The 21,610-nt window shown below is 63.6% G+C and carries 15 protein-coding genes; 7 read left to right on the top strand and 8 right to left on the bottom strand.

From position 1 onward, the window contains the following. Window positions 1-117: 117 nt before the first annotated feature. Both ACPPVV_RS07825 and ACPPVV_RS07820 read left to right on the top strand, forming a co-directional pair. The gene (locus ACPPVV_RS07825) at window positions 118-2,748 is read left to right on the top strand and encodes a PAS-domain containing protein (RefSeq protein ID WP_426702892.1); all 2,631 of its coding nucleotides are present in this window, start codon (window positions 118-120) and stop codon (window positions 2,746-2,748) included. A 239-nt stretch (window positions 2,749-2,987) separates the two neighbouring features. Continuing rightward, entirely contained in the window at window positions 2,988-5,231 is a 2,244-nt protein-coding gene (locus tag ACPPVV_RS07820) for an alpha-N-acetylglucosaminidase (protein WP_426702891.1), read from the top strand. Between the two features lie 235 nt (window positions 5,232-5,466). Here ACPPVV_RS07820 and ACPPVV_RS07815 read toward each other — a convergent pair whose 3' ends face one another. Next, the gene (locus ACPPVV_RS07815; protein WP_426702890.1) at window positions 5,467-6,108 is read right to left on the bottom strand and encodes a response regulator; all 642 of its coding nucleotides are present in this window, start codon (window positions 6,106-6,108) and stop codon (window positions 5,467-5,469) included. 126 nt (window positions 6,109-6,234) lie between these two features. Here ACPPVV_RS07815 and ACPPVV_RS07810 point away from each other — a divergent pair, with 126 nt between their 5' ends. Next, entirely contained in the window at window positions 6,235-7,263 is a 1,029-nt protein-coding gene (locus tag ACPPVV_RS07810) for a MerR family transcriptional regulator (protein WP_426702889.1), read from the top strand. Window positions 7,264-7,336: 73 nt separating this feature from the next. Here the strand turns inward: ACPPVV_RS07810 and ACPPVV_RS07805 are convergent, their stop codons facing one another. Together ACPPVV_RS07805 and ACPPVV_RS07800 are read right to left on the bottom strand one after the other, a co-directional pair. Next, complete coding sequence (locus ACPPVV_RS07805; protein WP_426702888.1) at window positions 7,337-8,323, bottom strand: malate dehydrogenase; 987 nt, start codon at window positions 8,321-8,323, stop codon at window positions 7,337-7,339. A gap of 121 nt (window positions 8,324-8,444) precedes the next feature. Then, window positions 8,445-9,644, bottom strand: coding sequence for a pyridoxal phosphate-dependent aminotransferase (locus ACPPVV_RS07800; protein ID WP_426702887.1), 1,200 nt, complete (start codon window positions 9,642-9,644; stop codon window positions 8,445-8,447). Between the two features lie 163 nt (window positions 9,645-9,807). Here ACPPVV_RS07800 and ACPPVV_RS07795 point away from each other — a divergent pair, with 163 nt between their 5' ends. Next, a complete protein-coding gene (locus ACPPVV_RS07795; RefSeq protein WP_426702886.1) occupies window positions 9,808-10,062 on the top strand; it encodes a GlsB/YeaQ/YmgE family stress response membrane protein in 255 nt (84 codons plus the stop codon). A gap of 42 nt (window positions 10,063-10,104) precedes the next feature. Here ACPPVV_RS07795 and ACPPVV_RS07790 read toward each other — a convergent pair whose 3' ends face one another. From ACPPVV_RS07790 to ACPPVV_RS07780, 3 genes are all read right to left on the bottom strand, one after another. Further along, complete coding sequence (locus tag ACPPVV_RS07790) at window positions 10,105-10,539, bottom strand: YidB family protein (RefSeq protein WP_426702885.1); 435 nt, start codon at window positions 10,537-10,539, stop codon at window positions 10,105-10,107. Window positions 10,540-10,678: 139 nt separating this feature from the next. Then, window positions 10,679-11,188 carry a peptidylprolyl isomerase gene (locus ACPPVV_RS07785; RefSeq protein ID WP_426702884.1) on the bottom strand — a complete coding sequence of 170 codons (510 nt, stop codon included), beginning with the start codon at window positions 11,186-11,188 and terminating at the stop codon, window positions 10,679-10,681. Window positions 11,189-11,295: 107 nt separating this feature from the next. Further along, window positions 11,296-13,044, bottom strand: coding sequence for a 3-hydroxybutyrate oligomer hydrolase family protein (locus ACPPVV_RS07780; RefSeq protein ID WP_426702883.1), 1,749 nt, complete (start codon window positions 13,042-13,044; stop codon window positions 11,296-11,298). 257 nt (window positions 13,045-13,301) lie between these two features. Here ACPPVV_RS07780 and typA point away from each other — a divergent pair, with 257 nt between their 5' ends. After that, window positions 13,302-15,128: a translational GTPase TypA gene (gene typA / locus ACPPVV_RS07775; protein WP_426702882.1), complete on the top strand. Its 1,827-nt coding sequence runs from the start codon at window positions 13,302-13,304 to the stop codon at window positions 15,126-15,128. Between the two features lie 145 nt (window positions 15,129-15,273). Here typA and ACPPVV_RS07770 read toward each other — a convergent pair whose 3' ends face one another. Continuing rightward, window positions 15,274-16,209: a LysR family transcriptional regulator gene (locus tag ACPPVV_RS07770; RefSeq protein WP_426702881.1), complete on the bottom strand. Its 936-nt coding sequence runs from the start codon at window positions 16,207-16,209 to the stop codon at window positions 15,274-15,276. Between the two features lie 268 nt (window positions 16,210-16,477). Here ACPPVV_RS07770 and acnA point away from each other — a divergent pair, with 268 nt between their 5' ends. Next, window positions 16,478-19,228 carry an aconitate hydratase AcnA gene (gene acnA / locus ACPPVV_RS07765; protein ID WP_426702880.1) on the top strand — a complete coding sequence of 917 codons (2,751 nt, stop codon included), beginning with the start codon at window positions 16,478-16,480 and terminating at the stop codon, window positions 19,226-19,228. Between the two features lie 100 nt (window positions 19,229-19,328). Here acnA and ACPPVV_RS07760 read toward each other — a convergent pair whose 3' ends face one another. Next, window positions 19,329-19,778 (bottom strand): hypothetical protein, encoded by a 450-nt coding sequence (locus ACPPVV_RS07760; RefSeq protein WP_426702879.1) that lies wholly within the window; start codon window positions 19,776-19,778, stop codon window positions 19,329-19,331. A 146-nt stretch (window positions 19,779-19,924) separates the two neighbouring features. Here ACPPVV_RS07760 and ACPPVV_RS07755 point away from each other — a divergent pair, with 146 nt between their 5' ends. After that, window positions 19,925-21,604, top strand: a complete 1,680-nt coding sequence (locus tag ACPPVV_RS07755) for an AMP-binding protein (protein ID WP_426702878.1) — start codon at window positions 19,925-19,927, stop codon at window positions 21,602-21,604. Window positions 21,605-21,610 lie beyond the last annotated feature (6 nt).

Here is a 21,610-nt window from a genome sequence, read left to right as displayed (position 1 = left end):
CGCAGTGGCCGTCGCGGCCGAATAGCACATTCCGGCTAGTTGCCCTTTCGCTGTGCCACCATCGGAAAGCGCCAGGCCATGCGCCAGGCGGTTTTCCGATGCGCAAGTTCTCCGCCCATGACCCAACGACATCGTCGCCTTCTCGCCGTACTGGTGCTCGCCGTGGCCATGCTTGCCAGTGTCTGTGTGGTCGGCCGCATCGCACGAGAGCGGGCGCTGCATCAGCTGTCGGCGCAAACTGCCCAGCAGCTGCAACTGCGTGCGCTGGCGCTGCAACGCTTCATCGACCGTTACCGCGTGCTGCCGACCGTGCTGGCGCTGGATCCGGATCTGCGCCACGCGCTGGAACACCCCGCGACCGGTGTCGACACCGCTGCACTCAACCGCAAACTCGAACAGGCCAACGGCCTCACCCACGTATCCACGCTGACCCTGATCGACCGTCGGGGCGTGGCGCTGGCGGCAAGCAACTGGCGCGATCCATCCAGCAACGTGGGACTCGACTACAGCTTTCGGCCCTACTTCCAGCTGGCGATGGCGAACGATCACGGCAGCTTCTACGGCATTGGCGTGTCCACCAACGTAGCCGGCTATTTCATTGCCGAAGCGATGCACGACGCCAGCGGCCAGCGCATCGGCGTGGTGGTGGTGAAGATCACGCTCGATACCTTCGAGCAGGAATGGTCGGATAGCGCGGACACCATCCTGCTCAGCGATACGCACGGCGTGGTTTTTCTCAGCAACCGGCCCGCGTGGCTCTACCGCCCGCTGCAACCGCTTGCGCCCGCTGCCACACGCGCGCTCGAGCACACCCGCCAGTACGGCGACCAACCGCTGCTTCCCGCACAACTGACCACCCTCGCCCACTTCGCCGATGGCGGGCGTCGGGTGCACGTCGAGCAGCCGCTGACGCGGCATGACGTTGTCTGGCAATCCATGCCGCTGCCCTCGCAGGGCTGGACCGTGCATCTGCTGCACGACAGTCGCGACGCCACGGCCGCCGGCTATCGCGCCGCGCTGATCACGCTTGGCGGCTGGTTGCCGGCGATCCTGCTCGGCCTCTTCCTGCAGCAACGCCTGCGCGTGGCGCGGCTGCGCCAGCGCAGCCGCGAGGAACTGGAGCGACTGGTCGCGCACTACGCCAGCGCGCTGCGTTCGGAACAGGACAGCCTGGTGCAGGCCGCGCAGCAGGCCGCAACCGGCAATCCGGACGGGCTCGAACACCTGCCGCAGGGCGTTAGCGTGGTCGACGCGCAACTGCGTCTGGTCGCCTGGAATCGTCGCTACGCCAACCTCATGCAGTTCCCGCCCGACCTGTTGCAGAAGGGTCGACCAGTGGAGGACCTGTTTCGGCACAACGCCCAGCGCGGCTTGCTTGGCCCCGGCGACGTGGAAGAGGCCATCCAGCGTCGGCTCGACTACCTGCGCGAGGGCGGCCCGCACATGTACGAGCGCGAGCGCCCCGACGGCGGCGTGCTGGAGATCCGCGGCAACCCGCTGCCGGATGGCGGCTTCGTCACCAGCTACGCCGACATCACCGCTTACAAGGACGCCGCGCGCGAGCTGCGCACGCTCACCGCCACACTGGAAAACCGCGTCGACGCCGCCACCCGCGAACAGCGCCTGGCCACCGCCGAAGCGCGCCGCGCCAACCGCAACAAGACCCGCTATGTCGCCGCTGCCGTGCACGACCTGCTGCAGCCGCTCAACGCCGCGCGCCTGTTCGCCGGCGCGCTACGCGAACCGTTGCACGCCGACGCCGACCGCGCCCTGCTCGCCCGTGTCGAACACGCGCTGCAGGCGCTGGACAGCCAGCTCACCAGCATGCTCGATCTGGCCCGCCTCGATGCCGGCGGCTTCAAGACCCAGGTAGGCGTCTTTCCGTTGTCGCCGATCCTGCAGGAACTCGCCCGGCAGTTCGGCATCGTGGCGCAGGCACGCGAGCTGGCGTTCGATTTCGTCGATACCCGCGCGTGGGTACGCAGCGATGCCATCCTGCTGCGTCGCGCCGTGCAGAACTTCCTGTCCAACGCCGTGCACTACACACCGCGCGGCCACGTGCTGCTCGGCTGCCGTCGCGACGTCGACCACCTGCGCATCGAGGTGTGGGATACCGGTGTCGGCATCGCCGACGACCAGCGCGAGGTGATCTTCGAGGAATTCCGCCGGCTCGATTCCGGCGTGGACGCCGACGAGCGCAGCGCCGGGCTGGGCCTGTCCATCGTCCAGCGCATTGCCCAGCTACTCGGCCATCCAGTGACGCTGCACTCGTGGCCCGGCCGCGGCAGCGTGTTCGCGATCCGCGTGCCGCTAGCCGCGCCGGACAACTCCGGTGCGCCGACGACGACGGTCACCGACGATCCGGAATCGCCGCTGATCGGCCGCCGCATCCTGTGCATCGACGACGACGCCCACACCCGCACCGCCATGACTGCCCTGCTGCAACGTTGGGGTTGCCAGGTCAACACCGCCGCCGACGCCACCGAGGCCGCCATGCTGGCCGGCTCGGCACCACCACCCGACCTCGTGCTGCTTGACTACCAGTTGGGCGACACCACGGGTCCTGCCCTGCTCCCCGACCTGCAGCAGCGCTGGGGTGCCGCACCGCCGGTGATCGTGCTCACCGCACACGGTGATGCTGATACGCGTGTGGAACTGGAAGCTGCCGGCCTGCGTTTCATGCTCAAGCCGGTGTCGCCTTCAAGGTTGCGCGCGTTGATGAGCCGATTGCTGGCGCAGCATGGGTAGTCCTCGCGGTCCATCGCGCACAGCGGTCGCTTTTGCTTGCGGACGTCCAGATGGCCATATGCTTTAACGCTCGGCTCAATGGTGCGTAGAATCGGGGCTTAACTTCCCGCAAGCACTCCCTTTACCTGGAAGGCAACGCCAGTATCCGATCTCAAGTCTGGCAGAAGCTTGTTCACCGAGCAGTGGTGAAAGCAGCGTCTCCCGAGGTGCGCAATACAGCTCCTGACAGAGGCAGACGAATGATTTCAAGCAATCGATTCAGCAACGACAACCAGATGCGGTTAACGGTCAACCCGATCAAGTATCTGGCGGTAACGGCATGGTGGGGAGCGGCCATGTCATGCGCGTTGGCACAGGCCCCCATGCACCAGGGTGATCCCGGCGAGCCCACTTTCGATGTCGGCCCGGCTCGCGCCGCCCTGACGCGGCTGGTCGGCAGCACGTATGCCGCCCAGGTGGATTTGAAGGCCGTATCCAAAATTGATCAGAACGACTATTTCCGCATTACCCAGCACGACCGCCGCGTGACGATCGAAGCCACCACGCCGGCCACCTTGATTGCCGGTTTCGGCGGGTATCTCAAAGAAGTGGCACACGCCAACATCTCCTTGAATGGCGAGCAGTTGAACCTGCCCAGAACTTTGCCGCTGCCCCGGCAAACGATCTTCCACGAGGCCAGCGGCATCCACCGGTTTGCATTCAACGACGTGGATGAGGGCTACACGCAGCCCTACGCCCATTGGGACTATTGGCAGCACAAAATAGACGTACTGGCACTGCACGGCATCAACGAAGTACTCGTCTATCAGGGACAGGACAAGGTCTACGAGCAAACGCTGCAAGACTTCGGCTACACCCAGGCCGAGCTGCGCAAATGGATACCCCAAATTACGCATCAACCGTGGTGGCTGCTGCAGAATTTGTGCTGTTCCCACGAACCCATAGCGCAAAGCACCATCGACCAGGAAGCCGTACTCGCCAGCAAAATGGCCGGACGGCTAAGAGAACTGGGCATGACGGCGGTGTTCCCCGGCTATTACGGAACAGTCCCGCCTGGCTTCAATGACAGGAATCCTGGCGCCCGTAGCGTCTCGACGGGGAAGTGGGATGGGTTTTCCCGGCCGGACTGGCTCGATCCGACACATAGCACCTTCGCCAAGGTCGCTGCCGACTTCTACCGCAGACAGGCTGCCCTTTTTGGTGACAGCCACATGTTCAAGATGGATCCACTCCATGAAGGCAGCGAAGGTGCCCACACGGGCGGCATCAATCTGGTCGCCGCCGTCAAGGACATACAAGGCGCACTCGAGAAGGCCCATCCGGGCGCAACGTGGGTGCTCCTGGGCTGGGAGGGCAATCCATTGCCCGAAGTGATCCGGGGACTGGACAAGTCCCACTCCCTCATCGTGGATGGCAGCTCCGAGTCCAGCCCTGAAGCCTTCGACAGAGAAGCGGAATGGCAGGGAATTCCGTACACCTTCGGCACGATCTGGAACTTTGGCGGCCACACCAACATGGGCGCGAACTTATCGACATGGCATACCCGCTACTGGCCATGGAAAGCCAGACCGAACAGCGCGATGACAGGTATCGCACTGATGCCGGAAGCCAGCGACAACAACCCCGTAGCGCTGGACTTTTTCACCGAGCTTGCCTGGCGCAAGGCGCCGGCGGATCTCGATCAGTGGTTCATGGACTGGGCATGGCGCCGTTATGGAGGTTCCAGACCCGATCCCCACGCCGTCGCTGCCTGGCACATCCTGCAACAGACCGCCTATGACCTGCCGGCCAACTGGGACAGCAAATACCAGACCGGTTATTACGAAACAGCCCCCAGTCTGTCCGAGCCCGGCGCAAGCCCGCTCCATTACGACCCAGCCAAAATCCAGCAGGCCTTGGCCCAACTTCTAGACGTCGCTCCGTCGTTGCGGCACAGCAGCGCATATCGCTACGATCTGACCGACCTGACCCGTCAAGCGCTGTCGGTCCGCGGCAGGGTCTTGTTGCCCCGTATCAAGGCGGCTTTCGAGGCGAAGGACAAGGCAGAGTTCGATAGCCTCAGTGCGCGGTGGCTGCAGCTGATGAAGCAACTTGATGCCGTATTGGGCACCAACGAGCAGTTCATGCTCGGCCCTTGGCTGGCCCATGCGAAGTCGTACACCCGGTCCTCCGCTGATTCGGCCGCCGTTGAATACGACGCCCGCGCGCTGATCACCCTATGGGGCAATCCCCAAGAGGCCGATTACGCACGCCGCGAATGGCAGGGACTTCTTGGCGACTACTATTACTCGCGTTGGAAGGCTTATTTCGGCTCGCTGGACGACGCACTCGATAAAGGTAGAAAACCCGAGTCAATCGACTGGTATGCGTTCGGCGAGAAGTGGGCGCACGAACGAAACACTTATCCAACCCAGCCCAAAGGCGACATTCACGCCATTGCCCGGCATGTGCTGGATGACCTGACTCATACCGTACAAAATTAAGCTCCAAGGATTTCAATCCACGGCAATGTCGTGGATTGAAATCCTCGTGAGATAGGAACTCGCCTCTGGACGTGCATGCATTGCGCAATCTCACCGAAATGCGTGAGCCGACTGCACCGCACCACCGCTTTGGCGGGCTGACACCCGCCGAATTCCGGTTTCAGAACGACCTGGCAATCGCCGGTTCAGCGCGGCGCTGATTTGAGGGGAGCCGACAGCATCGGGATGGCATCCGTCACGGCTCATCCTCATCCAGATCCAGCGACTTCACCAGCACCGCCGCCTGCGTGCGCGAGCGGCATTCCAGCTTGGAAAGCACCGCGGTCACGTGGATCTTCACCGTGTTCTCGGCCAGCCCCAGCCGATCCGCGATCTGCTTGTTGAGCAACCCTTCGGCGATCAGCATCAGCACGCGGAACTGCTGCGGCGTTAGCTGGGCGAGACGGGCCGCGAGTGCGGCGTCTTCGGGGCTGCGTTCGGCGCGGTGGGTGTCGAAGGCGAGGCCACCATCGAGCACCTGTGTGATGGCCGCGCCCAGCACTTCCACCGGTGCGGCCTTGGAGACGAAGCCGGCGGCGCCGAACTGCTGGGCGCGGCGCACGATGCGCGGACGGTCGTTGGAAGAGATCACGATCACCGGCAGGTCCGGGTGCTCGGCGCGCAGCCACAGCAGCGATGAGAAACCGATAGCCCCGGGCATGGTGAGGTCCAGCAGCACCAGATCGGTGGCGGGCTCGGCGGCCAAGGCGCTTTCCAGCGCGCTCTGGCTGGCCGCCTCCAGTACACGTGCATCGATGGCGTTGCCCAACGTGTGCACCACGGCAGCGCGAAACATCGGATGATCGTCGGCCACCAGCACGGTGATGAAGTCGTTCATGCGCTCAGCCCATGCGAAAGGCCCTCAGAGTAAACCACCTTGCACCGAACCCCTTGGACAGGGCTTGACCCTCACGTAACGTGAGCCCTTAGCGTACCGGCACGCGATGCGAGAGGAGTGGAGACGATGTTGCTGACTGTGGGTGAACTGGCCAGACGTTGCGGGCTGACCGTGCGCACCCTGCACCACTACGACGCCATCGGCCTGCTCCAGCCTGCATCGCGCTCCGCTGCCGGTTATCGGCTTTATGCACGGGCGGACATCGAACGCCTGCATCGCATCCAGGCCCTGCGTCAGCTCGGCCTGTCGCTGACCGACATCGGAACTGCCCTGTCCGGACCGCAACAGCCCCTGGCTGATGTGGTCAACCGCCAGATCGCGCAGATCGACCGCGAACTCACCGAGGCGAAAAACCTGCGTGAGCGACTGGTCTATCTGCGCGCTCAGTTGGCGAATGGACAGTCCCCTGACCTGGCCGACTGGCTGGACACGCTGGAGTTGATGACGATGTACGAGAAATATTTCTCACCCGAAGAACTGAAGGACCTGCCGCTGCACACCGACCCGGATGTGCTGGCCGAATGGAGCGCACTGGTCAGCGCCGTGCAGTCGGCTATGGACCGCGGGGCGACACCGGAAGATGCCGACGCGCAGATCCTTGCACTGAGCTGGATGACCATGGTCGGCCGCGGCACCGGCAACAATCCCGCATTCCTGATGCGTCTGCATGCGATGAACGAAAGCGAGCCGGGCCTGCGCGAACGCAGTGGCATCAGCCGCGAGCTGGAGCAATTCGTGGAGCAGGCGATGGTTGCCGGACGGTTGGCGATCTTCGAGCGCTACCTCACGCCGCACGACATGCAACGCATGCACAGCCACTACGGCAGGCAGATGTACGCCTGGCCGCCACTCATTGCCGAACTGCGCCAGGCCATCGCCGAAAATTTGCCCAGCGACGATCAGCATGCGCAGCAATTGGCGAGGCGCTGGATGGAGCTGTTCCGCGCCTACGCCGGCGATGATCCGGCGACGCACGCCCGCATTCGCGAGGCATATGCGAAAGAGCCCGAGTTGCGCAGTGGCAGTGCAGTGGATGACACGCTGCTGGATTACGTGCGACAGGTGCTGAGCGGCCTGGCGAACAAGTCTCACTGATATCCGAAGACGTCCCAAAAAAAGGGCGGCCGATCGGCCGCCCTCTTCCCGGGTTTCATGCAATGAAACCGATTTACTTCTTCGCGAACAGATGCTCGACGCCGGCGCGCTCTTCGCGCAGTTCCTTGTCAGTGGCGTCCATGCGGCCGCGCGAGAAATCGTTGACCGCCAGACCCTGCACGATCGTGTACTTGCCATCCTTGACGGTCACCGGATAACCGTAGATCACGCCCGGTGCGATGTCGTAGGAGCCGTCGGACGGAATGCCCATCGAAACCCAATCGCCCTCGGCCGTTCCCTGAGCCCAATAGCGCATGTGGTCGATCGCGGCCGACGCGGCGGAGGCCGCGGACGAAGCGCCGCGCGCCTTGATGATCGCTGCGCCACGCTGCTGCACGGTGGGGATGAAGTCGTTCTCGTACCAGGCCTGATCGATCAGCGACATTGCTGCCTTGCCGTTGACGGTGGCGTGGTGGATGTCCGGGTACTGGGTCGAGCTGTGGTTGCCCCAGATCGTCATCTTCTTGATGTCGGTGGTGTGGCTGCCGGTCTTTTCGGCCAACTGCGACAGTGCGCGGTTGTGGTCCAGACGGACCATCGCCGTGAAACACTTCGGGTCCAGGTCCGGGGCGTTCTGCTGCGCGATCAGTGCATTGGTGTTGGCCGGGTTGCCGACCACCAGCACCTTGACGTCGCGCTTGGCGTGATCGTTCAGCGCCTTGCCTTGCGGGCCGAAGATCGCGCCGTTCGCCTCCAGCAGATCCTTGCGCTCCATGCCCGGGCCGCGCGGACGTGCGCCGACCAGCATCGCGTAATCCACATCCTTGAACGCGACGTTGGCGTCGTCGGTAGCCACCACGCCGGCGAGGGTCGGGAACGCGCAATCGTTCAATTCCATCACCACGCCCTGCAGCGCTGGCAGCGCCGGGGTGATCTCCAACAGATGCAGGATCACCGGCTGATCCGGACCCAGCATGTCACCGGCAGCGATACGGAACAGCAAGGCATAACCGATCTGACCAGCGGCGCCGGTAACGGCTACTCGAACAGGGGCTTTCATGGATGATGACTCCTCAGTTGAATGTTCAGTTCTTTCTTTGTGGGAGCGGCTTCAGTCGCGATGCATGGGATGTTGCACGAAAGAGCTGTCGCGGCTGCAGCCGCTCCCACAGTCAATGCATTCAGACCAGCTCGGCAAAGAATTCGGTGATGCGTGCAAGGCCCGGCTCCAGCTGCTCGGGCGGACACGTATAGGAAATACGCATGGCACGCGGCTCACCGAAAGCGAAGCCGGGCACGCAGGCAACGCCCTTGGCTTCCAGCAGTGCGGCGCAGAATTCGACGTCGTTGGTGATCTTCGCGCCATGGTGACTTTTGCCGAAGGCCACCGAAATGTCGGGGAATGCGTAAAACGCGCCCTGTGGTCGCGGACACACTACGCCAGGAATGGCGCTGAGCGCGGCGAATACGGTATCGCGCCTGCCGGCGAATTCCCTGCACTTTGCCTGGGGAATATCCTGCGGGCCGCTCAGCGCAGCCACCGCGGCCGCGGTGATCACTTCGGGCAGGCTGGTGATGTGATTGGAGTTGAGCGTGGTGACCGCCTTGGCCACCTCCTCCGGTCCGGCGATCAGGCCCACGCGCCAACCCGGCATGCCATAGGTCTTGGATACCGAGTCGACAAACACCACCCGTTCGCGCAACTCGGGTTTCGCGAACACGAAGTTGTGGTAACCGAGGCCATCGAAGACCATCGAATTGTAGATGTCGTCGGTGATCACCCAGGTGTCGGGATGCTTCACCAGCACCTCGGCCAGCGCGGCGATCTCCTCACCCGTATAGACCATGCCGGTCGGGTTGGACGGGTTGTTGAACAGGAACACCTTCGGCTTGCGCGCCAGCGCCGCATCGAGCTGCGCCGGGGTGAGCTTGTAATTCTGCTCCGGCCCACAATGCATCACGTTGATTTTCGCGCCCACGATGTCGGCGATATCGCGGTAGGTGGTCCAGTACGGCGCGGCGAAGCAGATCTCGTCACCTTCGTCGAGCAACGCTTCAGCCAGGTTGTACAGCACGTGCTTGGCACCGATGCCGATCGACAGGTTCGGGCGGCCGTAGCCGGAAAAACCGAGCGCTTCGATGTGTTTCAGAAACGCGTCCAGCAGCGCCTCGGCCCCCCGGTTGCTTCCATACTGGCCGGAGTCGTGCGACAGCGACTCGCGCGCGGCGGCGTATACGTGCTCACCGGGAAGGAAGTTCGGTACGCCAATGGAAAAGCTGATGATGTCGCGGCCGGCAGCCTTGAGCTGCTTCGCCTTCTCGGCTATCACCATGATCGCGCTGGGTTTGGCGCGACCGACACGCTGGGCGAGCTGGGGCATGGGTATCTCACGCACGGGGGAGGAAGCAAAGGCGGCGATTTTATCACGCTGCAGGCATCCTCGTGCCGCCACCGGTCCGTCTGCTGCAATACCCCGTGGAACGCGGCATGATGTGTCCGTCCGCACGACGGACACCGCAACCTCACGATCGAAGGAGATCCACATGCATTGGCTTTGGGTATTCGTGATTGGACTGGTAGTCGGCCTGGTGGCCAAGTTGCTGATGCCGGGCAAGGACCCGGGCGGCTTCATCATCACCGCCATCATCGGCATCGCCGGTTCGTTTCTGGCGACATGGGTGGGCCAGAACGTGTTCGGCTGGTATCAGGACGGACAAACCGCCGGCTTCATCGCCTCGGTGATCGGCGCCATCGTGCTGTTGTTGATCTATCACCTGATCAGGCGCAAAACGGCTTGATCGTCGTCCCGGCGGAAGGATCCTTCCGCCGGGACGCTGTTTTCAGCCGAGCAGCGAGCCGGCCAATCCCTCCAGCTTGCCCAGATCGAACCCGCCGCCTTCGCCCTGCGCCGGTACCTGACCATCCGGTGTCATGTGATCGACCGCGTGCGGCAGCACCTTCGACAGCCCGCCCAGCAAGACATTCGGGTCGACACCGAGCTTGCCGGCGGCTTCCTGCACCAGTGAACCCATACCGCCATTCTGCAGCGCCTGACCCAACTGGTCGCCCGATACCGGCTGGTTCGTGCCGGTACCAACCCATGACTGCACCGCTCCGCCCAATCCGTGTTGCTGCAGCATGCTGATCAGGCCTTGCACACCGCCGGCTTTCTCGATCAGTTGGCCGGCGATGGCAATCATCGAGCCGGCTCCCACCTGCCCGGTAGCATCCGTCGATGGTCCCTGACCCCCAAGCAAATCATTGAGAAATGACATGGTCGTTCTCCTTGGTGAATGAATGCGCGTGTAGCCAGCCGATCATAGGCTCACGGCGCGGACAGTGTCATGACCACAGCGCACAAAAAAAACCGCCGGGTACGCACCGGCGGTTTCTTGCGAATCGACGACTTGCAGCTCAGCCGCGCTGGTCGAGCACCGCGTTCCATTCCTTCACGCGGTCGGACTGCGCAGTCAGCAATGCGTCGACGTCACCCTCCACGGTGACCTTCTCGATGGTATCGCCCTGCTGGATCGTGTTGACCACGGCCATGTCCGCCGCATCGACCACTTCGCCGAACACGCTGTGCTTGCCGTCCAGCCACGGCGTAGCGCCATGGGTGATGAAGAACTGGCTGCCATTGGTGCGTGGTCCGGCGTTGGCCATCGACAGCACGCCCGGCTTGTCATGACGCAGCGAGGCGTTGAATTCGTCCTCGAACTTGTAGCCCGGACCACCGCGACCGCTACCCTCGGGGCAACCGCCCTGGACCATGAAGTCGGCGATCACGCGATGGAACGACAACCCGTCGTAATACCCGCGTTTCGCCAGATTGACGAAATTGGCCACCGTGACCGGCGCCTTGTCTTCGTGCAGGCGCAGATGGATCGGGCCGCGGTTGGTGGTAAAGGTGACATTGATGGTCATCGCAAATCCTTGGGTTCAAAAGCTGCACCGTGCCACGACACGGATACGGGGGTTGTGAAGAATAACCCAGCCGGAGCAGGTGAATCAGCGCCGGCCGCCATCCATGCTCAGGTTAGCCCCAGCATGCCGTGCTCAAGCACACCGGTGCCGCGCGGTCGCGCGGCTGGTGTCGATACCTCGCCCGGCCAGGTCGCTCCCTCGTACAAATGCGCCCACAACCGGTCCAGCGCCGCATAGCCGTACGGCAGCAGCGGCACGTGGCGTTCACCGAAACCCGGCAACGCGAGGAATGCGTCGAAATGCTGGGCATGCGGCGCTTTCCAGTACAACGGCTGGCGCCCCTCGTTTCGCAGCCAAGCGACGTACGGCTCGGAGCTGAACGCGGTCGGCAACAATCCATCGCTGGCGCCATGGACCACCCATAGCGGCAGATCGATGCGCGGCAGCTTCACCGCGGTGGCGGCGATCGACGCCTGCAGCGCCTGTGCTTCATGGTCGTCCCCGATCCACAGCGCGCGAAGACATTCGCTGCCTTTCAGGGCGGGATCGGCCGAAACGTCCATGCCGCCGAACAGACCAATGCCATTGCCGGGAGGAATACCCGATCCATCCGCCCACCAGGCCGCTCGCGTCAGAGGGTCGGTCACACTGGGCAGGCCGCCCATGCCCACCGCGGCGTAGTGAAAGCCGCATGGCATGTCGGCAATCCCACGACGCAGATAGGACGAGGCATAACCTGCCGTGATCGTCCGCCACAGATCGAACGCGGTCGAACTGGCCGCCGTAGCCATCGCTTCATCAGTCCAGCCCCTGGCGCGAAGATACTGATAGGCCTGCTCCGATTGCCCTGCCATCGTGTGACCACCCAACTGCCCACGCGCACGCAGGCTCGCGCAGCGCAGCACCCAGGCCGGCAGTGGCGCGCCGTCCGGCATCCGCGCAAACGGCGCGCTGACGAAACGTTTGCTGTTCAACGCGCACGGCAGCCAGATCGCCGCCTCGGTGGCGTAGTCGTACAACGCGCGACCGTGCCCGGCCGTGTGCACGTTGGGCTCCAGCGCCACGACCCCGGCGAAGAAGTTCGCGCCATCAAGGCCGGCTGCCTGCAGCACCCCGCCGCCGCCGTTGGACAAGCCGGCGGCAATGATCTTCGTGTTTTCCGGCGTGAATGGTGCGTCGTCCGGAAACGCGCGATCGAGCATGGCCAACCCGAACTGCGCCGCCTGGATGACATGCCTGCCCCAATCGGCCTCGGGGTTGTCACCCGAATGCACATGCTTCACGGCGATGCCCACGGTCGGCGCCGCGGACGGCGGCTCGAACTCCAGCGCCACCTCGCCACGTTTCGCGCGGCGGCCATCGAGCGCCACGCCGCTGTCGTCGGCGTAATCGAAATAACCGGCACCGGCGCCCTTGTCGGTGTATGCCACTGCGCAGCCTCGCGGCAAGCCCCACGCGCCGGCCAGCGCGATGGCGCCATACACGCCGCGCGAACCGGACGAGGCGGTCACCACCAGGCAGCGCTTGCGCCGGTCGAAATGATCCGGCAGCTGCAGCAGCACGCGATGCGGCGCCTGCGAGCCGGGAATACTCGCAAAGGCCTGATATTCGCGCCCCGGTACGTCGGGCACGTTGCCATACACGCGACCGTACCCGCCAAGCGGACCGAGATCGGCAATGCCTTTCCAGCTGGACTGGATCGCCCTGCGGCGCAGCTCTTCCGCGGCGGGATGCAGCGGATTGGAAAACAGCAGCGGTATGCCGGCCAGTCCGGCCAGGCCAAGCCCGGCGCTCAGCAGATCGTCGTGACCACGATGCACGGTGATTCGCACCTCGCCGTATTCGACGTCACTCATCGCGGGCTCCTCGTTGATGGCCGATGCCGGCACCGACCGGCAGCATCCGATAAATGCGGAGTATCGACCCGTGGCGATGGTTCGACGAAATGGACAGGCTGCCTTGAACGCCCGTCACGCCGCTCGGGGCCAGGATTCCCGCCTGGGGAGGCCTTGTGCACAAATACGGGCAAGTTGTCATGTAAATCCGTATAATCCTCGGGTTAATCCTTCTGATAACCCACGTGGTGGCTCCAAGCGCCACCCGAGTCGATCCCATGTCAATCGAAAACCTGCGCAATATCGCCATCGTCGCCCACGTCGATCACGGCAAGACCACCCTCGTCGACTGCCTGCTGAAGCAGTCCGGCACGCTGGCCGAGCGAACCGTGCTGGCCGAGCGCGTGATGGACTCGAACGATCAGGAAAAAGAGCGTGGCATCACGATCCTGGCCAAGAACACGGCGATCACCTGGAAAGGCAACCGCATCAACATCGTCGACACGCCGGGACATGCCGATTTCGGCGGCGAAGTGGAGCGCGTGCTGTCGATGGTCGATTCGGTGCTGATCCTGGTCGACGCGATGGACGGCCCGATGCCGCAGACCCGCTTCGTGACGCAGAAAGCCTTCGCGATGGGCTTCAAGCCGATCGTGGTGATCAACAAGGTCGATCGTCCGGGCTCGCGTCCCGAGTGGGTCGTGGAGCAGGTCTGGGACCTGTTTGACCGCCTCGGCGCCACGCCGGAACAGATGGACTTCCCGATCGTCTACGCCTCTGCGCTGAATGGTTACGCCGGCCTCACCGACGATGTCCGCGAGGGCGACATGACGCCGTTGTACGAGGCGATCATGCAGCATGTGGCGAAGCCGGATGTCGATCCTGACGGCGCGTTCCAGATGCGCATCAGCCAGCTCGACTACAACAGCTTCGTCGGCGTGATCGGTATCGGTCGCATCCAGCGCGGCACCCTGAAAAAGGGCATGCCGGTCAGCGTGATCGACCGTCACGGCAAGAAGCGCCAGGGCAAGGTGATGCAGGTGCTGGGCTTCCTGGGCCTGGAGCGGATCGAGCAGGACAGTGCCGAGGCCGGCGACATCGTGGCCATCTCGGGCATCGCCGACCTGACCATCTCCGACACGATCTGCGCGCTGGATACGCCCGAGGCATTGCCCGCACTGACGGTGGACGAGCCGACGATTTCGATGACCTTCCAGGTCAACAACTCACCGTTCGCTGGCAACAAGGATCTTTCCGGCGGCAAATTCCTCACCAGTCGCCAGTTGCGCGAACGTCTCGATCGCGAACAGGTGCACAACGTGGCACTGAAGGTCGAGGAAGGTTCCGACGCCGACAAGTTCCTGGTCTCCGGCCGTGGCGAACTGCATCTTTCCGTGCTGATCGAGAACATGCGCCGCGAAGGCTATGAGCTCGCTGTGTCGCGTGCGGAAGTGATCATCAAGGAAATCGACGGCCAGAAGATGGAGCCGATCGAGCAGTTGGTAGTCGACGTGGAGGAAATCCACCAGGGTGCCGTGATGGAAAGGCTCGGCGTGCGCAAGGGTCAGCTCAAGAACATGGAGTCCGACGGCAAGGGTCGCGTGCGTCTGGATTACGAGATCCCGGCGCGGGGTCTGATCGGCTTCCAGAACCAGTTCAAGACCCTGACCCAGGGCTCGGGCCTGCTGTTCCATGTGTTCGACCATTACGGCCCGAAGGAAGATGGCCAGATCGCCAAGCGCCTCAACGGCGTGATGATTGCCAACGCTGGCGGCACCACCCCGGCCTACTCGCTCGGGCCGCTGCAGGAACGCGGCAAGCTGTTCGCCGCCGAAGGCGACAACGTGTATGAAGGCCAGTTGGTGGGCATCCACGCCAAGGACAACGACCTTACCGTCAACGTGATCAAGCCCAAGCCGCTGACCAACATGCGCGCCTCGGGCAAGGACGATGCGATCCAGCTGACCCCGGCAATCAAGTTCACGCTGGAACAGGCGCTGGACTTCATCGACGACGACGAGCTGGTCGAGATCACCCCGAAGGAAATCCGCCTGCGCAAGAAGAACCTCACCGAGAACGACCGCAAGCGCGCTTCGCGCGGTTGAGTTTTCGTTTTCACGCAAGTGAGCAGAAGGCCGCCGCAAGGCGGCCTTCTTTTTTGAGAGCGCCCGGAAAACCCGCAGGAGCCCGCTAACGGGCGATGCCTTTCGTCACCTACCCGAGGAAAGAGCATCGCCCACACGTGGGCTCCTACGCTTTCGCGCCCCTGACCCGCAGGCCCGGCCGCTGCCGCGCCAACTTGCGCAGCAACTCGGCGAATGCCTTCAAGTCCTCGTGCCAGGGCGAGGCATCGCGCCAGTACAGCGCGATCTCGCGGCCACTCGCCTGCCCCTTGAGCTTCGCCAGTGCGATGTTCGGCATCGAAGCCAGCCGTTCGTGCGCCAGTGCAGGCACCAGCGCGTAGCCGCCGCGCAGACTGACCAGAGCAGCCAGGCTTTCCAGGCTAACGTCCTGCACGTGGCCATGTTCGCCGCCCTCGCTGTGCAGGCCATCGGCGTGGCTCTCGGCCATCAGGGTAGCCTCGGCCGGATCGAGTTGCTCCAGCGCAATGTCATCCTGACCGGCCAGTGGATGGTCGGCACGCAGCATCAATTCCCACGGTTCGAAGAACAAAGGTCGCGAGGCGATCCCGCTGAGTGTCGGCGTCGGCGGTGCCAGCACCGCATCGAGTTCGCCCTCGCCCAACCGACGCAACAGGCCGCGCGGTTTGCCCTCGGAGATGCCCAGCCGCGCGCCCGGAAAATGTTGCGGAAACGGCGTGATCAAATGCGGCAGCAGATACGGCCCCAGGGAGGCCGGCACACCCAATCGCAACTCGCCACCGAAGGCGACTTCGCCGGCACGCGCAACCTGCTGCAGGTGTTCCGCCGAAGCCAGCACCGCGTCGATCTGCTGCAACAGCCGCTGGCCGCCTGCGGTCGGCACGATCTTCCGCCCGCCGCGCTCGAACAGCGGAGCGCTCAACGCCTGCTCCACCTTCTGCACCTGGTGCGACAACCCGGACGGACTGATGTGCATCGCCCGCGCCGCGCTGTTGAAACTGCCGTGCCGATGCACTGCCTGCACCAGCGCCAGATCGCGCAGCGAGACGGCAGCAAGACCCATCGAAATCATCGAATGCTGCATGTCATCAAAGGCGTTTGCGTGCGTTGATCATCGGGCCCATCCTGTGCGGCGTGGTCAGCCACGAGCGTGGACGCAGTGTACCCGCCAGCGCCGCCCGGCAGGCGTCCTGCGAACCATGCACACCACCTTCACTGCAGGCGGGCTGGTTCGCGGCCATGCGGGGTTTTGCGCGATAATTGCGTTTTTGTCGAAACGGCGAACCCATGCCACCGTCCGACAGCTCTGTTCAGTCATCCCAGCCGCAGGATTCAGCCAGGAGCACGTCCCCATGAAAGACACCTTTTCCGTACGCGACACCCTCGAGGTCAATGGCCAGCGCCATGTCTTCGCCAGCCTGGCCAAATTGGGCCAGCGCTATGACCTGAAGCGGCTGCCGTACTCGCTGAAGATCCTGCTGGAAAACCTGCTGCGCCATGAGGACGGCGTCGACGTCACCTCGAAGGAAATCGAGGCGATCGCGCAGTGGGACGCCAAGGCCGAGCCGGCCACCGAAATCGCCTTCATGCCGGCGCGCGTGGTGCTGCAGGATTTCACCGGCGTGCCCTGCGTGGTCGACCTGGCCGCGATGCGCGACGCCGTGGTGAAACTCGGCGGCGACGCCACCCAGATCAACCCGCTAGCGCCGGCCGAACTGGTCATCGACCATTCGGTGCAGGTCGACGTGTACGGTTCGGAGAGTGCGCTGGAACAGAACGTGGCGATCGAGTTCGAGCGCAATCAGGAGCGCTATTCGTTCCTGCGCTGGGGCCAGAAAGCGTTCAACAACTTCAAGGTGGTGCCGCCGCGTACCGGCATCGTGCACCAGGTGAACCTGGAGCACCTGGCCCGCGTGGTGTTCACTTCCGACATCGACGGCGAAAGCTGGGCCTATCCGGACACCGTGTTCGGCACCGACTCGCACACCACCATGATCAACGGCCTCGGCGTGCTGGGCTGGGGCGTGGGCGGCATCGAGGCCGAGGCGGCGATGCTGGGCCAGCCCTCCTCCATGCTGATTCCGCAGGTGGTCGGCTTCAAGCTGACCGGCAAGCTGGCCGAAGGCGTCACCGCCACCGACCTGGTGCTCACCGTCACCCAGATGCTGCGCAAGCTCGGCGTGGTCGGCAAGTTCGTCGAGTTCTTCGGCAACGGCCTGAAGCACCTGCCACTGGCCGATCGCGCCACCATCGCCAACATGGCGCCGGAATACGGCGCGACCTGCGGCATCTTCCCGGTCGACCAGGAAGCGCTGAACTACATGAAGCTGTCCGGCCGCAGCACCGCGCAGATCGCGCTGGTCGAGGCGTACGCCAAGGCCCAGGGCATGTGGCACGACGAGAACGCGGTCGAGCCGGTATTCACCACCACGCTTGAACTCGACCTCGCCGATGTACGTCCGTCGATGGCTGGCCCGAAGCGTCCGCAAGATCGCGTGCTGCTGGAAGGTGTGCAGCAGAGTTTCCACGATGTGGTCGGCGCGCTGACCGCCAACCGCAAGCCGAAGAGCGAGGCCGTGGACGACTTCGCCAACGAAGGCGGCGCCACCGCGATCGGCAATCCGGCCAATGCGATCACCAACGGTGGCGTGCGGGTCGAGAAGGACGGCCAGAGCTTCAAGGTCGGCGATGGCTCGGTGGTGATCGCCGCGATCACCTCGTGCACCAACACCTCCAATCCGGCGGTGATGCTCGGTGCCGGCCTGGTCGCCAAGAAGGCCGCCGCGCGTGGCCTGAAGGCACAGCCGTGGGTGAAGACCTCGATCGGCCCGGGCTCGCTGGTGGTCAGCGATTACCTGGAGAAAACCGGCCTGCTGAAGGAATTGGAAAAGATCGGCTTCTACATCGTCGGCTACGGCTGCACCACCTGCATCGGCAACTCCGGCCCGCTGCCGGTCGAGATCAGCCAGGCCATCGGCGAGGGTGACCTCGCGGTCGCCTCGGTGCTGTCGGGCAACCGCAACTTCGAAGGCCGGGTGCATCCGGAAGTGAAGATGAACTACCTGGCCTCGCCGCCTTTGGTAGTCGCCTACGCCCTGGCCGGCACGTTGGACATCGACCTGACCAAGGATGCGATCGGCACCGGCAGCGACGGCCATCCGGTCTACCTGAAAGACATCTGGCCGAGCAACCAGGAAATCTCCGATGCGATCGCCGGTGCGATCAACCCGGCGATGTTCGAAAAGAACTATGCCGACGTGTTCAAGGGCGACAGCCGCTGGAACCAGATCGCCTCGCCGGACGGCGCACTGTTCCAGTGGGACGATTCCACCTACATCAAGAACCCGCCCTACTTCGACGGCATGACCCTCCAGGTCGGCACGATCGATGACATCCACGGCGCCAGCGTGCTCGGCCTGTTCGGCGATTCGATCACCACCGACCACATCTCGCCGGCCGGTTCGATCAAGAAGGACAGCCCGGCGGGCGCATTCCTGATTTCCAGGGGTGTCGCGCCGAAGGACTTCAACTCCTACGGTTCGCGCCGCGGCAATGACGACGTGATGGTGCGCGGCACTTTCGCCAACATCCGCATCAGGAACCTGATGCTGGACGGCGTCGAAGGCGGCTACACGAAGTACGTACCGACTGGCGAGCAGATGGCGATCTACGACGCCGCGATGAAGTACAAGGCAAGCAACACCCCGCTGGTGGTGCTGGCCGGCAAGGAGTACGGCACCGGGTCGTCGCGCGACTGGGCTGCCAAGGGCACACTTCTGCTGGGCGTGAAGGCCGTGATCGCCGAAAGCTTCGAGCGCATCCACCGCTCGAACCTGGTCGGCATGGGCGTGCTGCCGTGCATGTTCAAGAACGGCGAGAGCGCCAAATCGCTGGGCCTGACCGGCATGGAAACCTTCGACATCACCGGTCTCGACGACGGCAAGTCGAAGGAAGCCATCGTCACCGCGACTGCGGCTGACGGGAGCACGAAGCAGTTCAGCGTGCACGTGATGCTGCTGACGCCGAAAGAACGGGAGTTCTTCCGTCACGGCGGCATCCTGCAATACGTGCTGCGTCAGCTGGCCGGCAAGAAGGCCGCCTGAGTTTCAGGGTGAGCTTTGCGCAGGACGAAAATCGTAGGAGCCCGCTGGCGGGCGATGCTTCTTCGCGGCGAACGCAAGAGCATCGCCCGCCAGCGGGCTCCTACGACATGGGGTGTTTCCAGCTTGCCGTGTAACAACGCCAGGTGCCGTCTTCCTTGCGCCACGCCGATTCGACTTGGTAGAGACCCAACTGATCAGGCAGCAGCCTGCCCCCGCTGGTCAAGGTCACGGTGAACGTGGCCACCATCCGCTCGCCGCGGTGTTCGATCGACACCGGCCCCATCGTCACGCCGATATGCTCGCCACGCAGTGCGAGCAGCCGGATCATGCCGGTCAATCCGCGCCGATCGAGCGTGCCTGCGTTGCCGTCGAAATCCTCGCTGAGCGGTGTACCCGCACGGCTGGCCGAACCCGCCTCCGCCGCCTGCGCGACAGCGGCAATCGCCTCGCGGACCTGCGCTTCATCGGGCGTACGATGACAGGCCGGCAAAGCCAGCACGAGCAGCGCGACAGCAGTCAGCTGACGGACGGTTTTTATCAATCGAATCATGGATGAAACTCGCTGCGGTGCGGCTTGCCGCTATACGCGGGCGTATGCTCCAATGAACCGACGCATGGCTCATGATGCCGTCATCCCGGAGCCATCATCAACATGTCATCGAAACACCGTCATCGACACGAACAGGGAACCCGAGCATGAGCAATGAACGTCCGTGGCTGGATCACTATCCGGCAGGCGTACCCGTGCAGATTGACGTCAACGAATACGCTTCGGTGCCGGCGGTGCTGGAAGAAGCGTTCGCGCGCTTCAGCGGACGTCCGGCGTTCTCCAATTTCGGCCACCAGCTCAGCTATAGCCAGATCGACGCGATGAGCCGCCAGTTCGCCGGCTATCTCACCGGCGAGCTCAAGCTGGGCAAGGGTGATCGCATCGCGATCATGATGCCGAACGTGCTGCAGTATCCGATCGTGTTGTTCGGCGCATTGCGTGCCGGCTTGATCGTGGTCAACACCAACCCGATGTACACCGCGCGCGAACTGAAACACCAGCTGGAAGACTCCGGTGCGAAGGCGATCGTGGTGCTGGACAACTTCGCCGCGACCCTGCAGCAGGTGGTTGCCGAAACCAGCGTGCAGCACATCGTCACCACCGGCATCGGCGACCTGCTGGGTCTGAAGGGTGTGCTGATCAACTTCGTGCTCAAGCACGTCAAGAAGATGGTGCCGGCCTTTGATCTGCCGCATGGCGTGCGTTTCCGCGATGCGCTGGCACGCGGCGACGCGCATCCGTTGCAGCCGGTCTCGCTGAACCACGACGACATTGCCTTCCTGCAGTACACCGGCGGCACCACCGGCGTCGCCAAGGGCGCCATGCTCACCCACGGCAACATGATCGCGAACATGCTGCAGGCCGGCGCCTGGATCGGCAACAACGCGAAGCCGGGCGAAGAGGTGATCATCACCGCGCTGCCGCTGTATCACATCTTTTCGCTGTGCGCGAACGGACTGGTATTCACGCGTCTTGGCGGTCTGAACTGGCTGATCACCAATCCGCGTGACATGCCCGGTTTCGTCAAGGAGCTGAAGCAGTCCGGCTTCACCGCCCTGACTGGCGTCAACACGCTGTTCAATGGCCTGCTCAACACGCCGGGGTTCGCCGAGCTGGATTTCTCCAAGCTGCACCTGAGCCTGGGCGGCGGCATGGCGGTACAGCGCGCCGTTGCCGAGCGCTGGAAAAAAATCACCGGTTGCACGCTGGCAGAAGCGTACGGTTTGACCGAGACCTCGCCGGCGGTTTGCATCAATCCGCTCGATCTCAAGGAATACAACGCCTCGATCGGTCTGCCGGTACCGTCCACCGACGTGGCGATCTGGTCAGAGGAAAGCCAGCCATTGCCACTCGGCGAAGTCGGTGAACTGATGGTTCGCGGTCCGCAGGTGATGAAGGGCTACTGGCAACGTCCGGACGAGACCGCCAAGGTACTCGGCGCCGACGGCTGGCTGCATACCGGCGACATCGCGAAGATGGACGAGAACGGCTATTTCTATATCGTCGACCGCAAGAAGGACATGATCCTGGTGTCCGGCTTCAACGTCTATCCAAACGAGGTCGAGGACACCGTGATGGAACATCCCGGCGTGCTCGAGGTTGCCGCGGTCGGCGTTCCGGACGAGCACTCCGGAGAAGTGGTGAAGCTGTTCGTGGTGCGCAAGGACCCGAACCTCACCGAAGAGGCACTCAAGCAGTTTTGCCGCGAAAACCTCACCGGCTACAAGCGGCCGAAGCTGATTGAATTTCGCGACAGTCTGCCCAAGAGCAATGTGGGCAAGATCCTGCGCCGAGAATTGCGCGACGAGAAGAAAGCTTCCGCCTGAGGTTCC

It is taken from the genome of Rhodanobacter sp. Col0626, assembly GCF_049994385.1.
In the GTDB taxonomy this organism is placed as follows: Bacteria; Pseudomonadota; Gammaproteobacteria; order Xanthomonadales; family Rhodanobacteraceae; genus Rhodanobacter.
Note: the sequence above shows the minus strand (reverse complement) of the source record. Positions and strands in the feature narration are given on the sequence as shown.